General features: G+C 47.5%; 7 protein-coding genes and 1 rRNA gene. All 8 read right to left on the bottom strand.

Annotation, left to right across the window (positions count from 1 at the left end; all coding sequences use genetic code 11):
* Nucleotides 1-89 (bottom strand): 16S ribosomal RNA (locus tag B5D20_RS10565); the annotation flags it as partial.
* A 601-nt stretch (nt 90-690) separates the two neighbouring features.
* Nucleotides 691-2,163, bottom strand: coding sequence for a lysine--tRNA ligase (gene lysS, locus B5D20_RS10560; protein WP_078666198.1), 1,473 nt, complete (start codon nt 2,161-2,163; stop codon nt 691-693).
* A 53-nt stretch (nt 2,164-2,216) separates the two neighbouring features.
* Entirely contained in the window at nt 2,217-2,687 is a 471-nt protein-coding gene (gene greA / locus B5D20_RS10555; protein WP_078666197.1) for a transcription elongation factor GreA, read from the bottom strand.
* A 66-nt stretch (nt 2,688-2,753) separates the two neighbouring features.
* Nucleotides 2,754-3,863, bottom strand: a complete 1,110-nt coding sequence (locus tag B5D20_RS10550; RefSeq protein WP_107752698.1) for a shikimate dehydrogenase — start codon at nt 3,861-3,863, stop codon at nt 2,754-2,756.
* A gap of 21 nt (nt 3,864-3,884) precedes the next feature.
* Nucleotides 3,885-4,787 (bottom strand): quinate 5-dehydrogenase, encoded by a 903-nt coding sequence (locus B5D20_RS10545; protein ID WP_078666195.1) that lies wholly within the window; start codon nt 4,785-4,787, stop codon nt 3,885-3,887.
* A 70-nt stretch (nt 4,788-4,857) separates the two neighbouring features.
* Nucleotides 4,858-5,826 (bottom strand): tRNA dihydrouridine synthase DusB, encoded by a 969-nt coding sequence (gene dusB, locus B5D20_RS10540; RefSeq protein ID WP_078666194.1) that lies wholly within the window; start codon nt 5,824-5,826, stop codon nt 4,858-4,860.
* 3 nt (nt 5,827-5,829) lie between these two features.
* Nucleotides 5,830-6,621, bottom strand: coding sequence for a type III pantothenate kinase (locus tag B5D20_RS10535; protein WP_078666193.1), 792 nt, complete (start codon nt 6,619-6,621; stop codon nt 5,830-5,832).
* Nucleotides 6,605-7,612 carry a biotin--[acetyl-CoA-carboxylase] ligase gene (locus tag B5D20_RS10530; RefSeq protein ID WP_078666192.1) on the bottom strand — a complete coding sequence of 336 codons (1,008 nt, stop codon included), beginning with the start codon at nt 7,610-7,612 and terminating at the stop codon, nt 6,605-6,607. The genes B5D20_RS10535 and B5D20_RS10530 overlap by 17 nt, the downstream gene beginning before the upstream one ends.
* Between the last annotated feature and the right edge of the window lie 6 nt (nt 7,613-7,618).

Below are 7,618 nucleotides of genomic sequence, written 5' to 3'. Positions count from 1 at the left end.
GAGCAAGCTCCCTCACGGCTCCGCTCGACTTGCATGTGTTAGGCACGCCGCCAGCGTTCATCCTGAGCCAGGATCAAACTCTCCGAATATATCTCGAAAAGTTTTCATCCGAAATTTAGTTACTCGTGAAACTGACGAGTCCGTTTTACGGTGTAGAACATCCTGTTCAGTTTTCAAGGATCTGTTCGGTTTTTTATAAGCTTCGTCTGACTGCGTTCCCGTCTGCGTCGAGGTCCTCGACGTACCTCCAGTACGCCTGCGGCCTCTCCTTGCCGGCGCCTTGTCATACTCGCTTCTAAAAAACCTCATTTAGCTCGGTTGATTATAGGCTAGCTCGGTTGATTATAGGCTTCGCATTACTGCGTCATCTGCTCGCCTCTAATCAACCTCAGTATTGTTGCTTTCCTGTTCGAACTTCGTACCTCGAACTTCGAACCTCGTATCAGCGACGTTTGTTATCATACCACAGCTTTATGTCTTTGTCAACACTTTTTGCTGCGGTTTGCGAAAATTATTCTAACATTACTCTTCATGTCTGTCAATCGCGCTTCCTCAGCGCCGCGACATGACATAATATATCATCATCTGACCTTGGTCGCAATACTGTGCAGTTTTCATAATCTGCTGTTTTTTTAAAACTCTTCGTCCATACTCTTTCTTTCATAAAAAACGAGCAGCTTTCGCTGCTCTTTAATCCCTTGGACGCATATGAGGAAATAAGATAACATCCCGTATTGATGGCGAGTCGGTTAATAGCATCACCAGCCGGTCGATACCGATACCCAGTCCACCAGCAGGCGGCATTCCATATTCCAGTGCATTTATGTAATCCTCATCCATCATATGAGCCTCATCGTCGCCGGCGCTACGCTTTTCAACTTGTTTCAAAAAGCGCTCTTTTTGATCAATAGGATCATTTAATTCAGAAAAAGCATTGGCCATTTCGCGGGCGAAAATAAATAACTCAAACCGGTCAGTGTAGCGCGGATCTTCCGCATTACGCTTAGCCAGAGGGGAAATTTCAACCGGATGCCCGATAATAAATGTAGGTTGAATTAAATGAGGTTCAACTTTTGCTTCAAATACCTCATTAATAACATCTCCGCGCGTAGCCTGTTTATCTAGCTCTACACCTACCGATTTAGCAGCTTGCAGTGCTTCTTCATCGGTATTAATTCTTGTAAAGTCAATACCAGTGTGCTCTTTAATTGCCTCCAGCATAGGGACTCTTCGCCAGGGGGGCGCCAGGTCTATTTCAGTCCCTTGATAAACAATTCGAGTCGTACCAAGAACCTCTTGAGCGACAGTAGAAATCAGCTCCTCCGTCAACCTCATCATATCATTGTAATCAGCATAGGCCTGGTATAACTCAAGCATAGTGAACTCCGGATTATGTTTTGTAGAAATGCCTTCGTTTCTAAAGTTACGGTTTATTTCATATACTTTCTCAAAGCCGCCAACCAGTAACCTTTTTAAATACAGTTCTGGTGCTATCCGCAAATATAACGTCATGTCAAGGGCATTATGATGGGTAATGAAGGGGCGGGCAGCTGCTCCCCCTGCAATGGGCTGCATCATGGGTGTTTCCACTTCCAGGAAGCCCTTTTGGTCCAGGAAGTTGCGGATGGCCCGGATAATTCTGCTGCGTAAAATAAAAGTTTGCTTAACTTCCGGGTTCACAATCAAATCTACATAGCGTTGGCGATAACGCAATTCAACATCCTTTAGACCATGCCACTTTTCCGGAAGAGGCCGCAGGGATTTGGCCAGCATAGTCACTTTTGTAGCAGAAACAGTGATTTCACCCCTCTGGGTTTTGAATACTGTTCCTTCCACTCCGATAATATCGCCTATATCAGCTTTAACAAAGAGTTCATAGTTTTCTTCTCCAACATCATTAACTCTGACGTAAATTTGAATCAAACCTGCCCCATCCTGAAGATGAGCAAATGATGCCTTGCCATGGCCTCTTTTGGCCATGATTCGCCCTGCAATGATAACCTTTTGTCCCTCTAACTCACCAAAGTTATCGATAATTTCCTGGCTTAAGTGGGTACGCTCAAATTTGCCACCAAATGGCTCAATCCCTTTATTACGCAATTCCTGTAGTTTTTCTCTTCTTACCAGTAGCAGCTCATTTAATTCCCGTTCCTGTGTTTCCATGCTTGTCCCTCCTAATGAAAAAGGAAATACCGGCTACACAGCCGGTTGTCTGCCTAGTGAATATCGAGAATTTGATATCTCAGCTTACCTGCCGGGACGTCTACTTCTACAATTTCTCCTTTGCGTCTTCCCAGAATCGCTTTACCTACCGGCGAAACATTGGAAATCTTATTTTGAGCAGGGTCTGCTTCCGCCGTGCCTACGATCGAATATTCTACCTCATCGCCAAATTCCAGGTCTTTAAGCAATACCCTGCTACCCAGGCTTACTTCATCGGTGTGGATATCCCCTTCATTGATTACGCGAGCATTGCGCAGCATCTTTTCTAGAGTCAAGATCCGCCCTTCGATGAATGCCTGAGCATTTTTGGCATCTTCATACTCGGAGTTTTCACTTATATCGCCAAATTCTATAGCCTGCTTAATCCTTTCAGCTACTTCACGACGCTTGACTGTTTTCAGTTCCTCCAGTTCCTCTTCCAATTTCCGATATCCCTCTGGGGTTAAAATAACTTCTTTTTCCATATATCTCTCTCCTTTTTTGTGCAGGTTAAACCAGGAACCAACACACCTTAATTTTTAATTATAAAATTAGCTACCTGCATTGTCAAGAAATTCCGCAGGATTCAACGGCTGCAGGCGACCATTATTATAGGCAGCCACAATTGTTTTTATTCTGTTAATTTTCTCCTCGGCCAGCGGTTGATCAAAACTGCGTAACCTGCTTAGCCTGAATCCATGTTTTTGAGCCAGCATCGCTATTTTCTCAACCTGTTCAATAGTTAATTCTTTACCAAGGGAATAATTTTGATAATGTCCTTCCAGTGCCAGAATCATCGTCTCCGCCATGCAGGCATAAAAGGTTCCTGCCGGTAAACCGAAGTTAAAGGTAGAAACGAGACCGGCGGGGCCCTCTACCAGGCCGCCATCAATTACCAGTACATCCGGCCTTGCCTCATTTACCTCCCGTGCCACATCCCGGGGGCGGGCCACATCACAGACAATCGCTCCTGGCCTTAGGTGAGCAGGATGGATAACAACATCCCGGCTGCTGGTCGCAGATATTACCAGGGCCGATCGCCTTAAAGCTTTAGCCACATCAGTAGTAATAGCCGCAGCTACTCCCGTTTCTCGCAAAAGATCCCGGGCCACCCGTTCCAGTTTTCGCTGGTCTCTTCCCACCAGGTTTAAGTAGGGGAATTTTCTGGCTAACAAAAAGGCACATACTCGCCCTATAGAGCCAGTAGCGCCTATTACAGCTACTTCCTCCTTACTGATATCATACCCTACCAATTTAGCTGCTGTCTCCAGCCCCTCGACAGCTGTCGCCACCGTATAACTGTTGCCAGTGGTAACAGCGATGGGCAATTCCTCGGCCAGCTCCCTCCCGCCATTGCCCACCACAGCAGTAAAAGCTCCCAGGCCTACTATTTTGGCCCCAAGTTTTGTCGCCAGCTGACCTGACTTGAGTAAGACCCGGTGCACCTTGGGATAGGGCTGATTTACAAGCATGGTCGTGGTTAAGGGACAACTGATCAGCCAGCCCTCCACTGGCAGACCTTCGATTTTGCCCAGGACCAGCGGGGGCAAATGAGCCAAACCCCGCTCGGCCCATTTTTCCGGTAAAAAACGTGCCCAGGGGAATTTGCGGTAATAATCCCCCACCTTCAGAGGGTGAAGTATAAAAGCAAAACCCGACAATCCCCATCCCTCCATTTACTTTTAAGCTACCCTTAGATCCACCACCCTCGGCCTGATTTCAAAACGCTGGATTATTTCCAGATACTCTTCAGCGGTTAAAGCTGTTTTCGCTCCGCTTAGGGCTACCAGCATAGCTTCCAGCACATTGGTCCCAAAAGAACGGCCTTGAAATTCAGGTGTGGTAGTAATAACTTTATGTACTCCCCTATCCGCTAATTCCTTGATATCAGCAGCGGTTACCGTATTGGTTATAATAATTTTCCCCTCCAGTTCTCCGGGCATATAGCGTTTGATAAACAGAAAATCTCCAGCTATGATATCCGCCTCTGCGAAGAAGCGGGTAAACTTAGGAGTATTGACAGTCTGCTTTTCTCCAGTTGGATAGAGCAAAGAAAAAGGCATTTGGGTAATCAGCGGCAAAACCATCTGGGCCACGCGGCAGAAAGTCTGGTAATTATACATAGGAAAAGGCAATCCCAGGCCAAATAATAAATCCCCGAAAACCACCTGGGCTCCAGTCTGTATCAAAGCTTCTGCCATACCAAAACGATCCGCCCCGGAAACCAGCAAAATTTTTTTATCAACGAACTTAACTATCCCTTCCTCCTGTAATAGATTAATAACATGTTTCTCCAGGGTGTTTTTCAGCCCGCTTCCATCCAGAACCGGCGTATGTACCCCTTCGATCAACCTGACTGCCTGCCGGAAAGTGTATCTTTTACCGGCAATATAAACATACAAATCCATTCCCCCCAGACCAAAGGCATCCACTTTGCCATCCAATTCACAAAACAATTGCCGTGCTTTTAGCCAATCCCCATCTGTACCCAGACGGCTTAACATTATTTTTTTACCGGCAATTTCCGTCTCCACAGTATGATTGCGACTGGAAGAACCCAGGCTTATGCTAACTACTTTTAACATGTCCTTAACCTCCTATCACTAATAAATTCCGATTACCCATAATTATTCCTTACCTGGCGAAAAAAAATACTCACCTAGACAGGTGAGCAAGATACTGGTCTAAACAATCTTTAACTTCCTGGGCCGAAGTTGCCTTATTGATTTCTTCTCGCAAACGGGTGGCTTCCCGTAATCCTTTAACATACCAGGCTGCATGTTTACGCATTTCCCTAACCGCAATATATTCTCCCTTTTCCGCCAGTAACAGATCCAGATGCCTTTTGGCCATTTGTACCTTTTCAGCAGCCGTCGGCTCCGGCAACAGTTCACCGGTTGCCAGGTAGTGAACTGTACGGCGAAAAATCCAGGGATTGCCCAGGGCGCCCCGGCCAATCATCACAGCATCGCAACCAGTTTCAGCCAGCATACGCGCCGCATCCTGGGGAGTCCAGATATCGCCATTGCCTATTACCGGTATTTTCAATTCAGTTTTAACTGCTGCGATAATGCGCCAATCCGCCTGGCCACTATACATTTGGCTGCGGGTACGCCCATGGATGGTTACCGCTTTAGCACCGGCAGCCTCCACAATTTTGGCCACCTCCAGGACATTTACTGAATTCTCGTCCCAGCCTTTACGCATCTTCACAGTAACCGGCACTTTTACCGCCGAACAAACCGCCTCCACAATCCGCCCCGCCAGTTCAGGATCACGCATGAGGGCGGCCCCTTCATTGTTTCTGACAATCTTTGGCGCCGGACACCCCATATTGATATCAATAATAGTCGCTCCTGCCTCTTCTACCAGCTCTGCTGCGCGGGCCATCTCTTCCGGTCGGGAGCCAAAAATCTGTACCGCTATAGGTTTGGGCTCATCACCTATGTCCACCATTTCCAGTGTCTTTTTATTGCTATACAGCAAAGCCAGATCAGAAATCATTTCCGTATAAACCAGACCACAGCCCATTTCACGGGCCAGCTGGCGAAAAGAGCGGTCCGTCACACCAGCCATCGGCGCAGCAAAAACCCGATTGGCCAGCCTGACTCCACCAATTTTCATTGACTATTCCTCCATTTCAAACTGCCAGTGATCCTTGTTGCGTTGATAAATATAGTACAGACCAGTAAGAGTCAAATAGGGATCCACTTTGTCGATAGTGCTGCTTTCAGAGGCAATCATACCCGCCAGACCGCCGGTTGCCACTACAAAAGCCTCTCCCCCTAGTTCTTTCTTCATTCTGCGCACTATTTCATCGACCTGACCGACAAAACCATAGATAACCCCGGATTGCATACTGCTCACGGTATTTTTACAAATCACTGTTTTAGGCTTGGCTAACTCAATCCGTGGCAACTTGGCCGCTCTGGAAAACAGAGCTTCTGCCGAAATGCCAATTCCCGGCGCAATCGCTCCACCAAGATACTCACCCTGGCGGGAAATGGCACAAAAAGTGGTAGCTGTACCAAAATCAACGATAATCAAGGGCCCGCCATACAGGTCATAACCGGCAATAGCATTGACAATGCGGTCTGCCCCCACTTCCCGCGGATTATCGTATTTGATGGGCATTCCAGTTTTTACCCCCGGCCCCACTACGAGAGGATTAATTTTGAAATAGCGGCGGGACATGCGTTCCAGTGCCGGCATTACCGGTGGTACAACCGAGGAAATGACAATGGCTTTTATATCCTGTGGTTTCAGGTTGCTATGAGCAAAAAGATTAAAAATCAGCATTCCATACTCATCTGCTGTCCGGTGCCGGTCAGTAGTTACCCGCCAATGTCTAATCAGCTCTCCCTCTTCATAGACCCCCAGAACAATATTGGTATTTCCCACATCAAAAACCAGTATCATTTTTTTGCCCCTCCCCGAGCCGTAAAGTAACATCTCCAGCTAAAACCCGGCGTATTTGTTGCTGCTCATCACGAACCAGCAAAGCCCCTTCCTCATCAATATCCAGGGCCATACCCGCCCAGTCACCGGTATATTCATGAATGATAACCTCTTTTCCCAGCACCAGCGCCTTTTGACGCCAGGGCCCCAGTACTGCCTGGGCCCCCTCCTGTAAATAGCGCTCATATAGCTTCCAGAAGGCATTAATAAAAGCAGCAGTAAACTGGCCGCGATTGACTTTATCGCCTGCCAGCTGTTTCAGAGAAATAGCTGTACCAAGCAAATCAGGCGCAAAATCTTCCTCATCCTGGTTAAGATTAACCCCTACACCCACCAGGACGAAATTGACCATATCAAGTTCTGCGCTCATTTCTGTTAATATACCAGCCAGCTTCCGATTTTGCGCCAACACATCATTGGGCCATTTAATTCCGCATGCCGCTCCAGGCACCGTTTTTTCCACCGCTTCCACCACTGCCACCGCTGTCAGTAAAGGTAATAATGTAGTTTGCCGAGGCAGGATAGGCGGCCGTAAAACGAGAGTTAACCACATCCCCTTGCCTGAGGCTGACTGCCAGCTGCGGCCTTTGCGCCCCTTGCCCGCCCACTGGCTTTCAGCTATAACTACAGTGCCTTCCGGTGCCCCGGCCGTAGCCAGTTTACGGGCATAAATGTTAGTAGAATCCAGCTGGTGAAAATGAAAGATTTTAATGCGTTCCCGTAAATCCGCTATCAGATAAGGCCAGATACTCTGCCCCGTTAAAAGGTCGGGCTGTTGCAAAAGCCGATAGCCCTGTCGGGTTCGGGATTCAATTTCATACCCCTCTGCCCGCAGGGCTTGAATATGTTTCCAGATAGCTGTACGGGAAATCCCAAGCAAACGGGATATTTCCTCCCCTGAGATAGGCTTTCCCGGACTAGCCAGTAACATTTCCAGGATTTTTTCTTTCATGGCCAG

Source organism: Carboxydocella sporoproducens DSM 16521 (assembly GCF_900167165.1).
Lineage (GTDB): Bacteria > Bacillota.
This window is presented reverse-complemented; position numbering and strand designations above follow the sequence as displayed.